Consider the following 20,957-nt stretch of genomic DNA (forward strand, 5'->3'; position numbering starts at 1 on the left):
TTTGTTCAGACAGCTTGTGGTCAGGCATATTTTCGGCTCAGTTAAGCATGTCATGGCGAAGGTCTAGCGTTTATTATACTTCGCAACAGATCGGCGTTCTCAAAACCATATTGATGCGTTATTGTGCAGCGCAATACTAGCGATGCCCGCAAGCTTCGGCCGCATGGCGCTTTAGTGTCGGTCCGAGAATGCGCATTCAGTTGCTTCTGGAGGTCGTGGGGTTTGCGACGACGAGGCCGAGCATGACATCAGACTGCCGCATCTCGCTGACAATTCCCCCGCGGTCGAAGAAGCCAGCGGGCACAATTCCGGCCCGCCCGCAGGGTTGGACACCATGAGCATCGAGCCAATCGGTATCTTCACCGTAGCGCTGGGTCTCGTCTGCCTCGCTCTTGGGTATCGAGCTGCGGCCACGGTTTTCATCGTCATGGCGCTGTTCGGATCCGCTGCCGCGATCCTTGCGGGTTCGGCCAACGTGCAGCCGGCACACCTGTTCCTCTTGTTTCTGGCTATTGCGGCCGTTCAATCCGGCGCCCGCCGGACGGTGGTGTTGAAAACACTCAGCTTCGGGCAGCCGGGATTCTGGTTGGCTTGCCTCGTTGTCTACGGGGCCGTGACGGCTTATTTTTCGCCGCGCTTGTTTGCGGGCATCACACAGATCATCCCGCTAGGGGTCTCCGAATACCCGTCCAGTGGCGGCACCGTTCCGCTCGGTCCCGTGTCAAGCAACCTGACCCAGACGATTTACCTTGTCGCTGATCTGGTGTGCTTCTTGCTCATCGTGGCGGTAGGCTCGTCGCGGAGCGGCTTTCAGGCGATCGTCAACGGGCTCATCGCCTACGCCGCCTTCAATGTCGTCTTCGCATTGCTGGATCTCGCCACCAACGCGACTGGCACGTCGGACACCCTGCAGTTCATGCGCAATGCGCAATACACGTTTCATGACAACGACACCGTCAACGGGATGAAACGCATCGTCGGCTCATGGCCCGAGGCTTCGGCATTTGCCGGTACGACCCTGGGCGCATTTGGGTTCACCGCCACTCTCTGGCTTTGTTCGCGCAGATTGAACTGGACCGGCCCCCTCAGCCTGGCATCCCTCATGTTGATCATAATGTCCACCTCCTCGACCGGCCTCGTTGCCGCGCCGATCTGCCTCGTCGTTCTCTACGCGACAGCCTTGGTTCGTTCGGGTGTCGACAGGGGCAGCCGCCATAGTACGGCGGTGGTGCTGCTGGCGCCGCCGCTGGTCGTCGCCGCCGCGCTCATCGTCCTTCTCTACCAGGACCTCTACAATCTGGTGCACGACTATGTGGACCTGCTTGTTCTTAGTAAATCCGGTTCGGCTTCCGGAATGGAGCGCGGATCGTGGAACACTTATGGATTGGGGAATTTCGTCGACAGCTGGGGCCTTGGCGTTGGCCTGGGGACCGCCCGCACCTCGAGTTTCCCGGTGGCGCTTCTGTCGAATGTCGGCATTCCGGGCATGATGTTCTTCCTGTTGTTCGCCTTTGCCGCACTGGGCTCGCGCAGGGACGCGCGGCGCACCTATGAGGCAGACGTTGCTCTGGCTGCTCGAAACGGATGTTTGTGCCTTCTCGTCGGAGCAATGCTCGCGGGCGCGACCGTAGACCTCGGCTTGCTCTTCTTCATCTTTGCCGGATTGGCGAGTTGCAGGACGGCTTCGGCAGAGGAGATCATGGTGCCTGCCGTTCCTCTGCGGGGACGGCCAAGCGAAGCATGATCAGCCACACGGCTCTCGTGCAAGCGCCGGGTTGCAACGACGCGACCCGTCACCTTACGAATACACGTGAAAATAATCGACCCGCATGTGGGCAAGTTCATCTTCGGGCTTGAGCGGCTGAGGGTAGGCAACATCCGAACGCATGGCCAATGTCAGCAGCGGCCAGAAGACATCGCCGTCGACATCCATATCTGCCGAACGATGAATGGCCCAGTTTGCCGGTAATCCCGTCTTGGTATCGATGACCGGCTTTCTTTCGAAATATGGAACGCAATGGGTCTTGTCGACCAGAATGCCATACCGGCGGTAGCCTTTCGTCATATCCAAGGCGGTCGGAACTCCAGTTCCTTCGTGATGTTCGCCCGGTTGCCCCCACTCGTGAAGATACGCTCCGTAAAGGGTTGGCTCCCAGCCCTTGTGTTCGACGACATCCAGTTCGATGCTGGTTTGCGGGCTCAGAATACTGCGCCCGTTCATCATCCAGAATGCCGGCCACGTAAGCGGGTGGGTCGGAAACAGCATTCGGGCCTCAAAGTAACCCTGACGCCAGCCTTTGTTGACAATGCCGTCAATGCTCGCCGTCTGCAGGTTACCCGAAATCCATTGGTACTCGCTAAGCAGGTTGCCGTAGTAATGGGGGACGGCCATTGGTTTGCCGATATATTTTGCAGATATCTGCAGCGCCTTCCCGTCACCCGCCATGTCATCATCGACAACGAGGTAGGGGTTGAAGCCCTCCTCGCCGAATTGTCTTGAAAATGCGGATCTGCCATAGAAGCCGGGGTCGGCAGTCGATGCTTTGGGCCCGGCATTCCAGACGGACCAGTCGAGTGTCGGGAAGTTCTCCTCGAAAACAAGCTTGCGGCCAACCGTGGGGTCATCGGGCGACAATTCGGCAAGGGTGTTGCGAGGACCACTGAGCAGCATCCCAAGCCCCGCGGCTGATAGTTTAGCAAAGCTGCGCCTGGACAACGATGTCTCGCTCATCGAAAATCTCCCTCGGACAGATTGCAAAGACTAGCCTGCGGCGGCGCGCAAGGCGCTGGCGTGAACGTCAACGACCCGCTCGGCGCTGAATCGGTCGATGAACTCCTGACGGAACGCTGCATCGGCCCGTTCAGCCGGCAGGTTGTCGCAATAGTACGCCATCGCCGCGACCAGTTCGTCGCCCTGATCCACAGGCACCAGACGTCCCAATCGTGCATCGATCAGAATATCGCTCGGGCCGAACTCGCAATCGGTAGCGATAACCGGCAAGCCGATTCGCAGGGCTTCGCAAATGGACAGCGACCAACCCTCCCACCGTGATGTGGATACATACACGTCGCTTGCCGAAAGAGCGGGTTGCGGATTGTCGGGATGATGCTCGATGCGGACGACCTCTTCAAGGCCGAGCCGCTTGATCTCTTCTCGCAGCTCCGTCTCACCGGCGCCGTAGCCCACGATTTTCAATCTGATGTTTTTTCGCGACTGGAACAGATTGGCGAACGCCCGGAGTAGGATGTCCTGGCCCTTCTGGGGCGAAAATCGACCCACGTTTACAAACGTCACGCAACCTTCTTCCCCGCCAACGGCTTGGGCGTCGACTTCGTCGAACCTCCTGACCGGATTGGGAACCCAGTACTGCGGGGTGCGGCTGTCGAACATCGCCTTGAAGGACGCCAGTTGCCGCGGAGATGTGCCGAAAACATAGGAAGTGCGACGTAGGAAATATGCCTTCATCAGGAAAAACAGGATTTTGGCTTTCAGATGGCTGCGTTCGAGCCGCGGATTGCCATGCAGATGGACCGCGAAATTGCGCCTGAGGCCGATGCAAGACGCCATGGCGATCACCGCCGGCTCGATTTGCGGGACGACGACAAGGCTGTAGTCTTTGCTCTTTATGACCTTTCGGAACGTACGCATCAGCTCGAAACGGCCGCGTGGACGCCGGTCGATCGAATTGTATTTGCGCGGCTCTGGAGGTCTGTTTTCCTGGGAGGTGGTGTAAAGGACGTCGACGTCGAAGTCGTCTGCATACTTTTCCGAGAGATCGCTGCAGATCGTGTCAACGACACGCTCTATGCCCGCGAAGCAATGCGTACCGGGCTGGATGTAGAGAATCTTCCGCCGGTTGTCGGGCCGGGAGGTTTCGGTCCCTCTCGATACGTCGGCTTTTACTTCCATCTATCTACGTCCTCTTGAACAGATCGATTTGCGTAGTATGGTGTGGGCAACAAATTTCAGAAAATGCCCAGGAAACGCCCTTGTTCGTGCCGCTGTCATCTGGCTGTCGGAACGAATAAATATTGTTGATCTGCAAGAATACTATTCATGGCAGGTCGAAATGCAACAATAAAGGTGCGAAGTACGATGGATGTCCTTGATTTAATATCGGTAACGACCGGTACTGTACTTCCGCATCTGGAATGTGACTTGTGCATCGTTGGCACCGGCCCGGCGGGTGGTGCGATTGCACGGGAGCTATCGAATTCTAGGCTTCGTGTCATTGTTCTCGAAAGCGGCGGCTTGGAGCGCAATTCTGAAATCGACATGCTCAATGAGATCGAGAACGTCGGTCGCCCGCGCGCCAATGATCAATGGTCAGTTCGCAACCGTATCCTTGGCGGCAGTTCGCACACCTGGGGCGGCCGGTGCGCCGGATTTGATGGAATTGATTTCGAGAAACGACCTTGGGTGCAGGATTCCGGCTGGCCGTTCGACAGTGAGGAGATCGTCCCGTACCTTGATCGCAGCGCATCGCATCTCGGCCTGGCAATGGGCAGCGGCTTCAGCGATGAACGGTTTTGGTCGGTGGCCAATCGTACGGGCCCGAGCTCGGAGGTCGATCCTGCTCTCCTGTTGCCGTTCTTTTGGCAGTTCAGCAGGGATGATGCGGAGTCCTACCCCTACGAATACATGCGCTTTGGACGACATCTGACGAAGCGGCTTGGGTCGAATATCACGCTAGTTACAGGCGCAACTGTCCTGCGAATGCTGCCGGCTGAGGGCGGAAAGGCGCTAAGGGGCGTCGAGTTTGCGACGCTTGACGGGCGAACCCATACACTTGCCGCGTCTGCCGGGGTCCTGTGCGCAGGCGGCATCGAGAATGCGCGGATTCTTCTCAACTCCGACACCGTCGCCACATCCGGTCTTGGGAATGATCGCAATCAGGTCGGACGATACCTGATGGACCATCTTCGCGGCCCGGTGGCCTCGTTTGCGGTTGAAGGGTCGGGCGCGGTGCAGCGGCGCTTTGGCCGCTACAATGTCAAGGGGCACTTCTTCAGGGCTGGACTTCGCCTCAGTCCCGAGATCCAGCGCCGCGAGGGGCTGCTGAACTGCGCAGGCTGGCTCGGCGAGGCGCTTGCGCCGGACGATCCATGGGATGCGCTGAGACGGATCGCTGGTCGAACGCCCAGGCTACCGCAGGATGCCGTAAGTATCATCAAGAACAGCAGGCTGGTGCTGCGAGGGGCCAAGGACTATTTCGGTGCCCGCAACGGGGTTCCGCGAAAGCTCGAGGCGCTCGATCTCGATTGCATGTGCGAGCAAGTTCCCGACGCAAACAGCCGCGTCACGTTGTCCGATCGACGCGACCCGTTCGGGATGCGGCTGCCGAAGATCGACTGGCGCAGTCACCCTGACGAATCCCGCACCATGCGCCGCATGGCGGAGCTCGTCGCTGATGAATTCGAACGCACCGGACTGCAGAAGCCAACCCTTGCGGACTGGGTTCGCGACCACGGTGATATTCCTGGCACGTTCGTCGACGTCGCCCACCCAACCGGAACAACCCGGATGGCGCACGACCCCGGCAAGGGTGTCGTCAATGCGAATTGCGAGGTGCACGGTGTGTCAGGGCTTTTCGTCTCGGGGAGTTCTGTTTTCCCGACGGCTGGGCATTGCAATCCAACGCAGATGATCGTCGCGATGGCAGTCCGGCTGGCCGATCACCTCAAGGCACGACAAGCACACTCCACTACAGTCAAGGTGATGGCGAATGCTCTCGGCGAATAATCTGGTTCTGGTCACAGGTGCGACAGGACGGATCGGAAGCGTGGTGGTCGCCGATCTTTTGGAGCGTGGCTATCGAGTGCGCGCAAGTACATCGCACCCTGTGCCGTCGGACACCAGCGACTCCGTGATCGAATGGCGTCAGGTCGATTTTTTTGCAGAACCCGACTTCGACAGTCTGGTCCGCGGCTGCAGCGCGATCCTCCACCTTGCCGCGGAGATCGGCAGAAAGGACCGCATGGGCCGCGTTAACGTCGAGGCAACGAAGGGACTTGCGCAGGCAGGCGAGCGCGCCGGCGTTCTGGCGTTTTGCTACACGAGCTCTGTGTCGGTTTATGGAAGCGGGCGAGAGAGGACGATAACCGAAGAATCACCGGTTTTGACACATGATCGCGATGTGCGGTCCGAATACTGGGCGCTCGACTACGTGCGCGAGTACGGGCGGACAAAGCTCGGGGGCGAGCTCGCGCTGAGGGGGGTTGCCGAGACGGTTCGGTATGTCATCTTGAGACCGGCAGTTGTCGTTGACCTTGGCCAGATGATTGGCGTGCGTGATTGGAGCCTCGCAAAACGGCTGCTGGCGGCTCATCGCCATGCCCACCACGTCTATGTGCGGGACGTGTCCGACGCACTTATCTGGTTTATGGAGCGAGGATCGAGGGGAGGCGGGGTACCAGGGAGTATCGAGGTCTACAATCTCGCCGAGGACGAGTTCGCCGAACCCAGGCACATCGATTTCATGCGCAAGGCTTTCGCCGCGAGCGGCGATCTACGCTACCGCACGATGAACTTTCCATGGATGGCAGATTGGTTGAACGACTTCTTGCGGTTCCGCTCACTTACGATCAGGAATCCGCTGTGGAGAATGAGGTTTTCCAGCAAGCGTTTAAAAGATGTCGGTTATCGGTTCCCGTTCGGCATGGCGAACGCCGAACGACTTGCGCTGGCAAGCCTTCGACGGGAGGCCCAACTTAGTCTGGACGGCAACAGCCAGATTGTGGAAACGCAAGGCCATGGGCAAGTCTAGTCGGCGGAATACTTGGACGACACGTCCGCCGATGACCGCTTGCGTTCGCGTCCGGCCCCTTTGACGTATACGAGGTAGAGGATTCCGTGTGAAACCAGATAGCCTGCCTCAAGCACGGCTGCAAAAATGAACGCCCAGATCATCGACGACAGAGCGGAAGATCCGGTTGTATAACTGGCGGCCGCGTAGGCAATCAATACAATCAGCACGACGATCGTGAAGACAAGCACCGGCATGCGCAACGCACATGCGGCGCCCACCAAAAAAGCGACAACGAATTCCCACCCCATCAAGGTTGCTCCGACCAGCCCGCCCGGCACCAAACCTAGCTGTCGATCATCGGCCATTCGCCGATCTCACGCAAGTCGGAATTGAATTTCGCTCACCAGACGTGGTTAACGGTGGCCGATCTTCGCCGGAAGCTGCACCGGATTGGTGCTCTAGTTGCTGTTCTGGATCGGCGGGGTCGGAGGGCGTTCTCTTCGCTCGACGCGAATGACGTCGCCAGCCGAAATCGGATCGTTGTCGTTGACGATCAAGCTTTGGACACTTCCGTCGACGACCCGATCGATCGAGGTTACGAATCTATACGTCTCTCCGTTCTCGTCGACCGCTGCTATCGCAGCCGGGGCACGAATTTCAAGGTTCGTGAGGAGATCCTTTGCCGTTTTTGTCTTTTCGGCGTTTGATGCAAACCGGTCCCGGAGTTCGGCCGATTCTGTCAGCGCGTTGATCCGATAGCGATTGCGAACATCGGCAATGTCCTGATCAAACTTTGCGAGATCCTGCTGGGTTTTGAGAATAGCCAGAGACACGTCCAGGTTCCGGCTTTCAAGCTCCGCCACGTTCTGGTTCGCACCCAGTTGCCGGGCGGAAACGGTCAATCCCTGGGAAACGAGCTTGTTCACTGAACCAAGATCCTTGTTGGCAAGCTCGATCTGCTTCGCGAGCGATGCCGCCTTCGCCTTCAATGCGTCGATCTGATTGGTGGCAAGCACTTTGGCCTGACCAAGCGCATCAATCTCGGTGTTCGTGGACTTTTCACGGGTTTCGAACAGCGATTGCTCCTCCTGCATCATTCGGGCGGCCCCCGTTTCTATCCCCCGGGAAGTAAGTTCGGGCGGGTAGACGACCGTGGCGGCGCCGCTCAAGATCGCGTCGATGCGCGCCTGCCGTGCAATTAGACCGAGCCTCTCTGCTACGAGTGCGCGGATATCACCGCGGCTCGACAGCGCGTCGCGTTGCAGGCCGATCAGGTTCGGATCAACCGGCCCGACACCTCCGGCCATGCTCAGTGCCTGAACGACCGTAAGGCCGGGGCTATAGCTATATTTCCCTGGATTGGTCACCATGCCGGTGATGAAAAAGGGGCGATAAGACGCGATTTCAACCGAGGCATTCGGGCGCTTTTGCAGCCCAATCTGGTTCTGAAGCCTTTCTCCAATCGTGTCCGCCACCTGCTCCAGCGTCTTGCCGGCGGCGGGAACCGTTCCGATGATCGGCAGCGACAGGTTGCCCGCAGCTGAGATCACGAAATCACCTGTCAAAGGCACCCATTCAAATGCGGTAAAGGTACTTGGTCGCCATTCGAAAACGCGGATCTTGAGCGTATCCTGTGGCCCCAGGATGTAATCCTGCGCTGAGGTTTCCGGCACAGCGATCAACGCAGTTGCCGGGATGGCAAAGGCCAGCAGGCGAAATGCAGCTTTTAGGCGCTGCCACAAGCGGGCGCCAGGTACGCGATCAACGTGCTGCCCAGGGCCGGAGAGACACTGCCTCATACTATTCAACTCCCAATCACCACCAATGCTACTGCGGTCTCCAGCCCTATGCGAGGAGTGCCAATGGACCGACTCCCGTCGACTGCTCGACGAGGCGTCGGAACTTCTGGACGAAAACCTCTTTCCTGAACTCCGAAGCGCGAGCGACGGCGACGGCTGGATTGAAGTCCATTCGTTCGAACCGTTCGACGGCATCGATGAGACTCTCAATAGTTTGGGTGGCGAAGAACGTTCCCGTCTTGTCGGCGACGACTGTTTCCGTCGCACCACCGCGACCGAACGCGATGACAGGACGCCCGCTCGCCATGGCCTCGACCGGGACGATGCCAAAATCCTCCTCGCCGGGAAATATCAATGCCCTGCAACGCGCATAGTGATGCCTGAGAACATCGAACGGCTGTGACCCCATGATCGTTACCGTTGGCCCAGCGATTTTCTTGAGATGCTCGAGCATTTCGCCGCCACCGATGACGACGAGTTTCGCCTTCAGGCGATTGAATGCCTCAACGGTCAGGTCTGGCCGCTTGTAGCTCACAAGTTCGCCGACCATTAAATAGTAGTCACCGAGTTCGTCGGCGCAAACGGGGTGGAAGGCACCTGTATCGACAGGCGGATGAATGACCGCGGCATCGCGGCGGTAGTAGCTCTTGATGCGCTGCGCCACTGTGTTGGAGTTCGCGACAAAGTCGTCGACGCGGTTCGCTGTCGCGACATCCCATGTCCGCAGATAGTGGGCCAGCGGCGGCATCATCAGCCGGGTCATGAGCCCCGAGCTGTCGTAGTACCGGTTGTACATATTCCAGATGTAGCGCATCGGCGAGTGACAATAGCAGACGTGAACGGCGGGCGAAGTGGGAATTATGCCCTTTGCTGGCCCAGACTCGCTGCTGATAACAAGATCATATGCGCCGAGATCGATCTGCTCCAGCGCCATCGGCATAAGCGGCAGGTATCTCTTGTACATGCGCTTCGCATAAGGCATCGCGCCTATGAAGGTCGTCTGAATCTTGTGGGTCTTGATCACGTCCGAAATCGCGGACATGTCACACACATGGGTATAGATATCGGCAGACGGGAAGATCTCGCAGAGGGCCTCGAGAACCTTTTCGCCGCCTCGCATCCCCACCAGCCAATAATGTATGATTGCTACGCGCACGCGATACTCCACGAACAGAAACAATCGGAAAGCACTGCTCCGTGTAATACGGAAGATTGCAACGAGCTATATATATAAATCACATAGTAATTCAGGCACATTGCAGGTGCAATCAATCGATATAATTATCAGTATGCTTCGGAAATCCCGCGTTGCACTGTCGTATATTGCGGTGCAATAAAATCATTGTCAAATCGTTTTATACTTGTTAACTTAATTGTGCTTGCCAATTGGTATTGGCCTCCGCAGACCCGAAGTGTTTCTTTTTGGTGGGGAGTGCGCAGATGAGAGAGATTGATCTCAGTCGAGATTTCGACAAGGTCAACGAGATGCTGTTGCCTACCAGCAAAGTATCGTTCCCGACAGACAGGGCGATCAGGCGGGATATGTCCTCCATCGCTTCGGCTTTCAGCAAGTATGCGCTCGACGCGGTCTTGGCGACGGTTGGTCTTGTCATTCTATGGCCGATGATCGTGATGGTGATACTTATCCTGCTAGTTCTGCAAGGCAGGCCGATTTTCATCGCCCACCGCCGCATCGGCAAAAATGGGGTGATGTTCCCGTGCCTGAAGTTCAGGACGATGGTGAAAGAATCCGACAAGGTGCTCGCGCAGTACCTGGCGACTAATCCCCAGTACATGGCTGAATGGAACGCTACGCGAAAGCTCAAGATCGATCCGCGAATAACGCCATTCGGCGCGATCCTGCGCAAGAGCAGCATCGATGAAATCCCGCAGCTTTGGAACGTGATCAGGGGACAGATGAGCTTGGTCGGCCCCCGTCCCATTGTTGCAAGCGAAGCCGAACTTTATGGCGTCCACTATGGCGACTACATGCAGGTGCGGCCGGGTCTTACGGGGCTTTGGCAAGTGAGCGGTCGCAGTGACACAACCTACAACGAGCGTGTCGAACTAGATGCGCGCTACGTGTCCGAACGCACCCTCTGGGGCGATATTGCGATCATGTTTAAGACGATTCCCGCTGTCTTGAGATCGCGAGGCAGCTACTGAGAAACCGGCGGCGCATCGCGCGCCCCGCATTTTTGAAATCTGCTCGCGGCAATTCTCGTCGATTGCCGCGCTTGGATGAGTGAGGTTTTAGCTCCGTCGTGGGCGGTATTGTTGCGTCACTGGCGGCCGAAGGAGTTGGTGTTGAAGGACATTCTGGAACTCAAGTCACACCTTTGTTCGATTCAAGCGATGCTCTTTTCTACGACCGGAGTTCCGGGATGAGTTCCGCCGTATCGGTTGCCATCAACGGTCGCTTTCTCACACAGAGCATCACGGGCGTGCAACGCTACGCAAACAACGTCGTCGTCGCCATGGAAGCGCAATCGGCACTTCAGGAAACAATCATTCTATCGCCAAAGCGGACGAGCGCGGACAATTTCAAGCTCGACCGCCAGCACGTCGTCGAGGCGGGAAGATTGGCGGGGCATGCTTGGGAACAGATCGAACTTCCCTATTTGAGCCGCGGCAGACGGCTGCTGAACCTGTGCAACACAGCCCCCGCCGCCAAGTCTGACCAGATTATCTGCATCCACGATGCCAACATCTTTGGCGCACCCGAAAGTTACAGTGCTGCATTCCGTGCGCTCTACCACAATCTCCAGCCCATCCTTGCGCGCCGATCGGTGCGTGTCGCGACCGTATCATACGCGGCCGCGCGCCAACTCGCCCGCCATTTGCCCGTCGCGCTTGGCGACATCGCCGTATTGCCGAATGGCCACGAGCACGCGCTGAGTTGGAACCCTTCACTGGCGAAAGTCGCGCCGCAGCTCCTGGCGTCGCAACGTAGCGGTCGTCCCTTTGTGCTGGCACTGGGCTCTCGTGCGCGCCATAAAAATCTTGCGCTGCTAATAGATGCTGCCCCCGACCTCGACGCGCTTGGGATCGATGTCATCGTTGTCGGTGGCGGGGACGGTATTTTCGCGACGGAGGCGCTTCAGCAAAGACCCAACGTGCGGCTAGCAGGCAGGGTTTCGGACGACGATCTTGCATACCTTCTGGAGCAGGCTCTTTGCCTGGCATTCCCCTCCCTGACGGAAGGATTTGGCCTGCCGATTGTAGAGGCAATGGCGCGCGGCTGCCCGGTCATCGCCTCCAATTGCGCAAGCATGCCGGAGGTCTGCGGCGACGCCGCGCTTCTCGCGTCACCATTCGAGCCAGGCGAGTGGGTGCAGCACGCTCGGTCACTCAGGGACTCGGCAGGGCTGCGTAGTGAACTCGTGGGGCGTGGACTGGAGCAGGTGTTCCGGTTCTCCTGGAAGAATACCGCAGCCGGATATCGCGAATTGCTCGAACGACCGAGCGCGGACGTCGCAATCTACAGGCCGCCAGATTCGCAGAAGCCGCGTGTCGCCGTCGTCGTCGCCACACGCGGCCGTCCACGCATGGTCGAGGCGACTGTCCGCCACCTTCTTGCCAGCCAGACGCTGAAGCCAGGCATCGTGATCATATCGTGCGTCGACATTGGCGATGCCGGTGATCTCATATCCTGCCCCGGCGTAACTGTGTTGACCGGTCCCGCGGGACTTGCCGCCCAGCGTAACACCGCCTTGGCAAGGCTTGCCGGTGCAGCCGAAGTAGTGGTTTTCTTCGATGACGATTTCGTCGCCGACAAGAACTGGCTTGCCAGCGCTGCGCAGGTTTTCCGTGACGAGAGCCGGGTCGTGGGCTTTACCGGCAATGTCGTCGCTGACGGGATCAAGGGGCCGGGGATCGCTTTCGATGAGGCAGTGCGTCTTGTCGAATGCGCCGAAAACAATCATTCGCCTGGGTGGACCGAGCCCTACAGTCCCTATGGCTGCAACATGGCGTTCCGCGTTTCCGCGATTGGCCACATACGGTTTGACGAACGCCTCGTCCTCTACGGCTGGCTGGAGGATAGAGACTTTGCCGCAGCAGTGACGAAGGAGGGTGGCAGGTTGGTGAAGTCGGTTCTGGCCTACGGTGTTCATATGGGAGTGAAGAGCGGCAGGGTCAGCGGAGAGCGTCTGGGCTACTCGCAGATCATAAATCCCATCTACATGATGGGGAAAGGGACGATGACCTTCGCCAAGGTCGTCAACCATATCCTCGGCAACACCATGAGTAATTTTGGACGAGTCGCATGGCCCGAACCCTTCATCGACAGAAAGGGACGCGCGCGAGGAAATCTCCTTGCAATGGCCGACGCTCTTCGGGGCCGCCTGGAACCTGAGCGTGCCGCCGCGATCGCCACACGCTCGACGGTAATTCAAACTGTGCGGAGTAGGATCCACGATGATGTTTAACAGACCACGTCCTCTTGATGTGATGTCGCGGCTCCGTCGAGTGGACGAGGTGCAGGCGGACGGTGACGGCGATGGACCGATCGCGCTGCTGCGCTCGCTGATAGCACTCGGTCTGCGCCACAAGATCAGCCTTCTGGTTTGCACGATCGCAGGACTGGTAATTGCCGGTCTTTACGCTCATTCACTACCGCCGACCTACAATTCGACAGCAACGCTGTTGCTGGAACCCCGCCAGTCAGCTGCCTCTGGGCAGGAATTTGGAAGCCAGCAAAACCTCGATCTCAACCGCGCTGACAGCGAGTTGCAGACCATCAAATCCGAACGATTGCTATCAGCGGTATTCGAGAGCCTGAATCTGAAGGACAGTCCGGAACTTGGCCAACAGCATTCCGGCCTGATCGCGACGATTATCAACGACGCGCGGTCGTATTTGCCGTCAACATTCGCCGCGCCGGAATCTGGCAAAGGCGGCCGCCCGCCTGCCGATACCACTCTGGAGCTTGCGGACGACGCGGAGCGGGCCGCATTCTCGAACTTTGCCCGGCGTCTTGATGCGCGGCGAGTGGGTCAATCCTTCGTCATCGAGATCGGATACTCGTCTTCGGATCCGACGCTTCCAGCACGCGTAGCCAATGCGGCAGTCTCCGGCTACATCTTCCAGGCTGTCGGGTTCAAGGAGCAGATCGCAAAAGCGGGAACCGAAGCATTGCAAGGTCGCCTCGATTCGCTTGCGACGCAGGTCGAAGCCGCTCGCGACGCTATGCACAATGGCACCCTGCCATCAATCCCGACGCCTGACGCCGACGTGCGGATTATTGGTGCAGCACTTGCCCCATTGGCTCCCTCGGCGCCACGTAAATCCCTCATAACGGCGCTCGGCGGCTTGCTGGGGCTACTTGGTGGCTTCGGGCTGATTGCCATCAACCTGGCGCTCGATCGCAGGGTTCACAACGCTCGGGATCTCTCCCGCGATACCGGCATTGTCTGCCTCGGCTCGATTCCTGATACCCCAGGCGTCGATGTGGTTCCCTGGCGCATCGGCGATGCACAGCAGCAAAGATTTGTGGCTGCCATCCACGACCTGCGGACATCGATCGAGATCGCCTGCACGAGCCTTCGCAACGACAAGAGCATCACAATTGCTTTTGTCGCCTGGACGCCGGATGTGGGGGTTTCCACGGTCAGTTCGGGGCTTGCGCAGTTGATCAGCAGAAGCGGTCGCCGTGTAACAATCTTTCAGGCAACCGAGGCAAACGACCGCGCTACGCTGGACGGCATTCAAGCGTTCCCGTTCGCGTCCTTGGCGGACGCCGCGTTCGCCGGCCTGCAACCCGATGCGATATCCTTCGACGAAGTCGGCGGTGTCGCCGTGTTGCCGATCCACTCCAAAGACGCAAACGCAAACCTCTTTGCTGATTTTCGCAGTCCGAAGGTTAAGCAGATTCTCGATGCTGCCCGTCTCAGGGGAGATGTGCTCCTCGACCTTCCGCCGCTTCATGGCTCGATGGATGCCTTGGCGCTCGCCAACTATGCCGATGCCGTTCTCGTCGTAGCCCGTGCCGAGCAGACGACCGTCGAAGAGGTCGCCGATGCCGTGCAACTTCTCAGACGCGCCGGCGCAAACGTAGTTGGTGTCGTCATCAACAGGGCAAGGTCATGATCTCGGATCCAGAGTGGCGCGGAACCGGTCCGCGTCTCGCGGTTGTCATAACGTGCTGGAACTACGAGCGATATGTCGCACACGCAATCCGCAGCGTCACGTCCCAGGCGCATGCCGGGTGTGAGCTGGTGGTGGTAGACGACGGTTCCACGGATGCCTCTTGGGACGTAATCCAGCGCGAGGGGGTCACGGCATTTCATATCGATAACGGCGGCTCCCGGGCTGCGTGTCTTTATGGTGCGCGCCGGACGCGAGCGCCATTCGTCCTTTTTCTCGATGCCGACGATGAGCTCGAACCGGGTTCCATAGAGACGATCATAGACAACCTCGACGATGGTGTTGCAAAGCTCCAGTTCCCTTTGACACGGATTGACGGGGACGGCCGGGTTATCAGTGGTCCAGTTCCGAAGCTGGATGCCTTTCGCGATCGGCGCCTGGCCGAGCGAGTGTTGCGGACCGGCACATACATGGCACCACCGACGTCTGGAAACGTCTTCAGGCGGGATCTCTGCGAGCTGCCGGCTGAGGTGGAGTACGAGCAAGCGATCGATGGTGTCATGCTTTTTGCCGCGCCATTCTTTGGGGACGTGCTCAGTATCTCGAAAGCGCTAGGCCGTTACCGCGTTCACGACCGCAACGATTCCGGTGTAGGGCGCCCGCTCGACGCCAAGCTTTTGCGGCGAGAATTGACCCGCTTCGTCAACAGGATGGACCACCTGCGTCGAGTTCTGGCACGGGTTGGCAAGGCGGACGACCTGATTGCAGCCGAACAGACATACTTCTTTCTCGAGCGTTCCTTTTACCTCGCGATTGCCGAGGGGCGGCGCGTATCGGCAGCAAGCTTGTACCGTCTTATCAAACAGCTGTGGGCGGCAGGCCACTCCGTCAAGGCGAGGATCGCGCTTAGCGCCTTTCTGGTAACAACGGCCGTTCTTCCGAACCGGCGCGCCCGTAAAGGCCTCTCCTATCGACTGGATGCCGGTGACCGTTCGGTGACGGGCCTTTTTCGAGCTCTGCTGTAGACCTCTTGCCGGCCCAGCATCAATCAGCTGCGACGTACCATGGCACGGTCGACGAGTTCCAGGCGCCCACCGCCGGCAATCAGTCGCATGCCGAGAAGAAGTAGCATTCCCAGATAGACAGCGGCTCCAGTGGCAGCGACGAATATAAGTTCCACAACGTGGTTCAAATCGCGATCGGCCAACTCTCCACGAAGAAACCAGACCCAGCTAGCCATTGCGGCGGCAGCGAACGCAATTTTCCATAGGTTTCTCAGCTGTGCCGATATTGCCAACTGAAGCAGCCGGCGTGCCTCCGCCAGATAGAAGAGGAACATGATCGATGAAAGGACTATGCGGGCGATACTGACGCCGATGACGGAGAGGAGATAGAAGCCGATCGAAACAAGCACGATCCGGAAACACAGGTCGATCGCGTTCAATCGAAAGATGATGCTTGGTCGGTCGAGAGCAAGGCTGACCGAATACAAGGTCTGAAAGTAAGGGATCGGAATGACCGATAGCGCAACAAGACGAAGGATCGGAGCCGCATCGTGCCATTTGGCGCCAAGCAGCAGATCGGTGGCAAGGTCGGAGATCAGGGAAATTCCGACACAGGCTGGCACCGAAATCAACATTGCGAAACGCGTTGCCTTCAGAAAGGCAAGCCTTAACCTGTCTCTGTCTGACGTGATCTGTGAGAAGGCCGCCATGACCGGCTGAAGCGCTGGCCCGATGATGCTCTGTGTCGGGACGGCCGCAACGTCACTGGCAACTGAATAGCGACCGAGCGTGGTCCGATCGGCGTGGGCGCCGATGACGAAGCGATCAAATTGCCAATTCAAGGCCGATATCAGTTGCGCCGAGCTAAACCAACCGATGAACCCCTTGAAGTCGGAAAGCCTGGCGAGAGAAAATGCGGGGCGGTAAGGTGCCAGAATATAAGAGGCGACAGTGGAGGCGACGGAGGCGATAACGAAGTTCGCAGCGATTGCCCAATATCCCCCGCCATACAGAACCACCACGACGGCAACGATGCTGGCGCATACCTTACCGGAGGTTTCGAGGAGAAATGTCTGGTGAAATCCGAGTTGACGGGCGAAATTCACCATGGCCGGACTGACGAAGCCCCGGGCGATTGGCCCCAGCGCCAGCACCAAAGCCAGTGGCATCAACATCGTCTCGTGGTTGAAGACCGAAAACGGCCATGCTGCCGCCAGGACAATGATCGCGATGAGGAAACTTCGCAAAATGCCCAGGGTGAAGCCGGTGTCCAGATGGCTCTTGTCAACGGATCGCAAGCGAACCAGTGCCTGTGTTACGGGCACCTCAAGCACCGTGTCGACGACAAGCACCAAGGAGGTGGCAAGAGCCGCAAGGCCGAAATCGGCAGGAGTTAGAATCCGTGCGAGAACAAGGAGCGTGCCGAAGTCGATCAGGCGACCGACGAACCTGGAAAAGACGAGCCACCCGGCCCCCTTTATAGCCTTAAACGCCAGCATCCGACACTCCGGTTCCCTCCGCAGCCAAATCGACACAGGCCGCGCGATGCATCTTCAGGCGCGGCTGAGCCGATCAGCCGCCCGGTGCCACACGGCACACCAAATATCCTCCCTTTGCGATTTCTGCTTTGCACTGGGATCAACCGGCGCGACGGCGAACAGGCGCTCCTCCGCACTGTTCACCGCTGTAGGCGTGCCGACACCCCCCGGACGATGTGTGCTACTTCCAGGGCAGGCAACAATGCCGATTTCAGGCGCGGAAAATCTCGCGCGATAGCACCTTCGCGCCACAGGTGAGATTTTAGCGACTTTAGTCTTTGTGCAACGTCAGGCGCTTCTGGCTCGTTCATCACGTCGACACTGTCGGTTCGGCCAAAATCGATCGAGCGGGCCCCCACGCCCAACGCCATCATGTCAAATGAGCTGGGATAGGTGATGGCTTGCTTGAGGCGCGCCCATGCAAGATCTGCGTCCTGCATGACAGCAACGCCATTATCAACCCGCTCGATGTATTGCAGGACGCCCGACAAAAGCGCGTTGCCGGCTGCGACCTCGAAGTGCCTGTAGGCGATGTCCCCGCAATTGCCTGTGACGGCGCCATCGGCGGTCTCGCTGAATTGGCGCACGGAGGGGATTGCCGGCTCAAACAGACTCTCAATGATCTGCCAGTAGCGGAGAATCACTGTCTCTGCCTTGAGCGGACTATAGTGGCTCTGCTCGACGACAAGTCCTGCGACCTTCGGAAAATGCTCCTCGCTTAAGCCCTTGTAGTTGCAGCGCGCGAATTGAATGGTCTCGAACTGACGGTCCGGAAATGCCGCCGCCATGAGCCTTTGCGTGCTGCCGTACAGCCCGGTGTCACAGAGGATCGTGCGTTTCGCCGTGCCGGAAATGCTGTCGAGGTGGCGGACAAACAGCGCGTTCTGCCTTTCTATATCCTCAAGGACTTCGCGCCCGTGAGGCGTATCAAGCATGTCGAAGAAATCCGGCGCCGCGAAGGCCTCCTGCCAGGATGTCGGTAGTTCGTAGCGCCGCCCCCCCAATGCGGCGGCGACCTCCGCGAAGCTGCTTTTTTTGAACTCGCGTTGTAGTTCGTCCAATACCGCAGGGCTTCGCACCATCAGTGCGCTGCGGGCGGCGACGAGCCGCGAAATGAGGACATTCTCGCGCCTGAGACCGAGCGGTAGCCCAAGCTTGGCAACCAGACGCTCGAATGCCTCTCGAATGCCGATGCCGCCCCTGGCACAAAACAGCATTGCGGCGTCACCCTGAGCTTCGGCCTGCTGGGCGAAGAGCCAGATGTGAAGGCAGAATTGGGAAACGATCGGACCGAAAACCTCGCGGCCAAAAGAGATTTGATCTTTGGGAGCAGGGGTTCGATTGAGACGCGGTCGCAATCCTCGGCGTACTCCCCGTAGCGCCTCCGTCCTGGCGCCATCGGCTTGCGCAGCGTATTTTCGAATTCGGCCCTTGGGAATGTGGATCGAACTGATCCCCAAGGCACGTGGGGCGAGGCAATCGGCGACTCGATCGTCGCCTATGTGCAGCATCCGCGAAGCGGCGACATTTTCCGCGTCCAGGACAGCAGAAAACAGGCCACCGTGCCTCTTGCTGGTTCCCATTTCCGCGCTGGAGTACACTTTGTCGATGAGTCCCGGGCCATGGAAATAATCGATCAAATGTGCCAGCCGATCGGTAGGTAGGGCTGTGTCGGAGACGGCGATGATGCGAACACCTGCCTGCCTCTGTAGCCGCAGCGCCATCGCCAACGGCCCGTTTGCTGACAGCGACGCCTTCTCGGTCTCAACCTCAAGTTCTACACGCGTGTCGATGAGTTTCGCGGGAAGGCCGAGAATCGCCAGTTGGCGGGCAACAAGGTCGATGAGGCGAACCTCTCCTTCGATCCCACCTATGTTCAACGCCCGGTATGCAAACCTCTCGGCCAATAGCCGGGCTCGAGCGAGGTCTTCCGCGCCAATTGCAATACCCTGTTCTCGTAACAAGCGGGCGAAACGGCGCTCGCCCTCCATCAACCGGGACCGTTGTGATTTCGGCTGGCGAAGCAGCAAGGTGTCAAATACGTCAGTCGAGATCAGATCAATGCCGGCCAGAGGGCCGTGAAGATGGTCGAGGCTTCGTCGTACCACTGAATACCCCTTCGCCTTCGATCAGTTTATCTGACATCTACGTCCAGGCGACGCTCCATCGGGACGCGCACACGGTGATCAGCAGAGCAGAAATCGGCCCAATTGTGAGCGTAGTGTCTGAAACTGTATCAGCATAATTTGCGCGATAGCAAGTCCCAAAAACCGTTTAGTCTTGTGACAGAAAGTCTCATTTTGGTTGATATTGGATGTTCAATCATTTGATTGAACGAATATCCAGCATATCGACTCTTGACAGAATGAACTATACTCTGTGCAGGTGTTACCTGGGAGGGCAGCAACGGGGCAGCTTTATGGATGACGCAAGCCATCGGACCCAGAACTCGTCTGTAGCACAGCAATTTGACGTTATTGTTCTCGGGGCAGGAATTTCGGGGCTGGTTGCCGCGTCCATATTGTCAGCCGAGGGATGCAAGGTCCTTGTCGTAGACGAGTATGACCATGTCGGTGGCAATCATATCAATTGGACCTCCAACGAGGGATATACATTCGACATCGGCAGCCTGATCTTCCAGGACGATTCGCCGTTGCTGCGCCATTTCCCTGAACTCCTTCCGCACTATGTGCCGATCACTCCAAGCTGGGGAAGATTGAACCCGCAGGGGGTGATAACCGCGTATCCGATATCCGTCCGCGAGGACATTCTGGGTGCTGGTCCAATCGGTCTGACGCGCATATTCGCTTCCGTGCTCTACGCCCGCCTTTTCAAGCGCAGCATGAGCAACGCCAAGGACTTCGCACGTTTCTGGATTGGATCCTACCTGCTGCATCGATCCGGCCTGGAAACCTACATGAAGCGCTTTTATGGCGTAGAGGCCGAAGAGATCGACATCGACCTTGCGCGCAAGCGAATGCTCTGGATCAGCGAGTATGCGTCCGTCCTCAACTTGGTGAAGCGCGCTTTCATGAAAAGGCGCAGCGCCGGGCCGAAAAATCGACAAATGGCGCGACCCAGAGAGGGATTTGACGCTCTCTATCTCGCAGCGGTGAAGCGTTTAGAGCGCTCCGGCGTCACCTTCAAATTGTCTGCCGCAATGCAACGGCTCGATAAATCGCAGGACGGGTTCCGACTGCATATGGCCGACTCTACCGCCATTGCCGGCCGTGTTGTTTCGACGATCCCGATACCCAGGACCGAGAGTCTCTGGGGGATCGCGTCGCTGCAGAAACTGCACACCATCACGCTGATAAGCCTCTATTTCAGCTTTTCAGGGGAACGGGGATTTGACCAGTCGATTATTTACAACTTCTCGCACGACGGCGCCTGGAAACGACTGACAGTCTATTCAGATTTTTACGGGAAGGTGCGGGAGCGTGAGTACTTCGCCGTCGAGGTCATCGCGAACCATGTTGCCTCACCTGCGCAGGCCGAGGCGAATTTCCGCCGCCACGTTCTTGCCAATGGGATGTTCAAGGGCGACCTGAAACTCGAAGGCAGCCAGGTCCTCGAAAGCGCCTACCCGATCTATAGCAAAGGCGCGGCCACTAATGCCGCAGCGGCGATCGCCAGGCTGCAGGCGCTCGGGGTCGAATCGATTGGGCGACAGGGAGCCTTCAACTATCAGCCGACGGCGCGGGTTTCGACCATTGATGTCGAGGTGGCAATGGCGAGCAGATCATCAGCGCTAGAATTCAATAGCCGGGTGCGGTAGCA

15 protein-coding genes are annotated in these 20,957 nt (G+C 58.3%); 8 read left to right on the forward strand and 7 right to left on the reverse strand.

Features of this window, described 5'->3' with window-relative positions:
- The first annotated feature begins 334 nt into the window (after positions 1 to 334).
- Positions 335 to 1,744, forward strand: coding sequence for a hypothetical protein (locus ASC90_RS18325; RefSeq protein WP_056543175.1), 1,410 nt, complete (start codon positions 335 to 337; stop codon positions 1,742 to 1,744).
- A gap of 54 nt (positions 1,745 to 1,798) precedes the next feature.
- On the opposite strand, the gene ASC90_RS18330 is transcribed toward ASC90_RS18325, so the two are convergent.
- Together ASC90_RS18330 and ASC90_RS18335 are read right to left on the reverse strand one after the other, a co-directional pair.
- Complete coding sequence (locus tag ASC90_RS18330; protein WP_056543177.1) at positions 1,799 to 2,731, reverse strand: family 16 glycosylhydrolase; 933 nt, start codon at positions 2,729 to 2,731, stop codon at positions 1,799 to 1,801.
- A 30-nt stretch (positions 2,732 to 2,761) separates the two neighbouring features.
- Positions 2,762 to 3,910, reverse strand: a complete 1,149-nt coding sequence (locus ASC90_RS18335) for a glycosyltransferase (RefSeq protein ID WP_056543179.1) — start codon at positions 3,908 to 3,910, stop codon at positions 2,762 to 2,764.
- A 186-nt stretch (positions 3,911 to 4,096) separates the two neighbouring features.
- Between ASC90_RS18335 and ASC90_RS18340 the strand changes: the two genes are divergently transcribed.
- Positions 4,097 to 5,743 carry a GMC family oxidoreductase gene (locus ASC90_RS18340; RefSeq protein ID WP_056543181.1) on the forward strand — a complete coding sequence of 549 codons (1,647 nt, stop codon included), beginning with the start codon at positions 4,097 to 4,099 and terminating at the stop codon, positions 5,741 to 5,743.
- Positions 5,727 to 6,767, forward strand: coding sequence for an NAD-dependent epimerase/dehydratase family protein (locus ASC90_RS18345; RefSeq protein ID WP_056543183.1), 1,041 nt, complete (start codon positions 5,727 to 5,729; stop codon positions 6,765 to 6,767). Before ASC90_RS18340 ends, ASC90_RS18345 begins: the two co-directional genes overlap by 17 nt.
- Here the strand turns inward: ASC90_RS18345 and ASC90_RS18350 are convergent.
- The 3 genes from ASC90_RS18350 to ASC90_RS18360 all read right to left on the reverse strand — a co-directional run bounded on the left by ASC90_RS18350 (position 6,764) and on the right by ASC90_RS18360 (position 9,668).
- Complete coding sequence (locus tag ASC90_RS18350) at positions 6,764 to 7,114, reverse strand: hypothetical protein (protein WP_244480416.1); 351 nt, start codon at positions 7,112 to 7,114, stop codon at positions 6,764 to 6,766. The two genes, ASC90_RS18345 and ASC90_RS18350, sit on opposite strands and share 4 nt — an antisense overlap.
- A gap of 93 nt (positions 7,115 to 7,207) precedes the next feature.
- Entirely contained in the window at positions 7,208 to 8,548 is a 1,341-nt protein-coding gene (locus tag ASC90_RS18355; protein WP_056543185.1) for a polysaccharide biosynthesis/export family protein, read from the reverse strand.
- A gap of 46 nt (positions 8,549 to 8,594) precedes the next feature.
- The gene (locus ASC90_RS18360) at positions 8,595 to 9,668 is read right to left on the reverse strand and encodes a glycosyltransferase (protein ID WP_056543652.1); all 1,074 of its coding nucleotides are present in this window, start codon (positions 9,666 to 9,668) and stop codon (positions 8,595 to 8,597) included.
- A 320-nt stretch (positions 9,669 to 9,988) separates the two neighbouring features.
- On the opposite strand from ASC90_RS18360, the gene ASC90_RS18365 reads away from it, so the two are divergent.
- From ASC90_RS18365 to ASC90_RS18380, 4 genes are all read left to right on the forward strand, one after another.
- Positions 9,989 to 10,714 carry a sugar transferase gene (locus ASC90_RS18365; RefSeq protein ID WP_082519976.1) on the forward strand — a complete coding sequence of 242 codons (726 nt, stop codon included), beginning with the start codon at positions 9,989 to 9,991 and terminating at the stop codon, positions 10,712 to 10,714.
- A gap of 218 nt (positions 10,715 to 10,932) precedes the next feature.
- Positions 10,933 to 12,978, forward strand: coding sequence for a glycosyltransferase (locus ASC90_RS18370; RefSeq protein ID WP_056543187.1), 2,046 nt, complete (start codon positions 10,933 to 10,935; stop codon positions 12,976 to 12,978).
- Positions 12,968 to 14,638 (forward strand): Wzz/FepE/Etk N-terminal domain-containing protein, encoded by a 1,671-nt coding sequence (locus ASC90_RS18375; RefSeq protein ID WP_056543188.1) that lies wholly within the window; start codon positions 12,968 to 12,970, stop codon positions 14,636 to 14,638. The genes ASC90_RS18370 and ASC90_RS18375 overlap by 11 nt, the downstream gene beginning before the upstream one ends.
- Positions 14,635 to 15,660 carry a glycosyltransferase family 2 protein gene (locus tag ASC90_RS18380; protein ID WP_056543190.1) on the forward strand — a complete coding sequence of 342 codons (1,026 nt, stop codon included), beginning with the start codon at positions 14,635 to 14,637 and terminating at the stop codon, positions 15,658 to 15,660. Before ASC90_RS18375 ends, ASC90_RS18380 begins: the two co-directional genes overlap by 4 nt.
- Before the next feature lie 23 nt (positions 15,661 to 15,683).
- Here the strand turns inward: ASC90_RS18380 and ASC90_RS18385 are convergent, their stop codons facing one another.
- The gene (locus ASC90_RS18385) at positions 15,684 to 17,138 is read right to left on the reverse strand and encodes a lipopolysaccharide biosynthesis protein (RefSeq protein ID WP_056543192.1); all 1,455 of its coding nucleotides are present in this window, start codon (positions 17,136 to 17,138) and stop codon (positions 15,684 to 15,686) included.
- A gap of 179 nt (positions 17,139 to 17,317) precedes the next feature.
- On the reverse strand, positions 17,318 to 19,285 hold the full coding sequence (locus ASC90_RS18390) for a hydrolase (RefSeq protein ID WP_056543195.1): 1,968 nt from the start codon (positions 19,283 to 19,285) through the stop codon (positions 17,318 to 17,320).
- Between the two features lie 311 nt (positions 19,286 to 19,596).
- Between ASC90_RS18390 and ASC90_RS18395 the strand changes: the two genes are divergently transcribed.
- On the forward strand, positions 19,597 to 20,955 hold the full coding sequence (locus ASC90_RS18395) for an NAD(P)-binding protein (RefSeq protein WP_056543197.1): 1,359 nt from the start codon (positions 19,597 to 19,599) through the stop codon (positions 20,953 to 20,955).
- Positions 20,956 to 20,957: the final 2 nt, after the last annotated feature.

The organism is Rhizobium sp. Root1220, assembly GCF_001426265.1.
Taxonomy (GTDB): domain Bacteria; phylum Pseudomonadota; class Alphaproteobacteria; order Rhizobiales; family Rhizobiaceae; genus Rhizobium.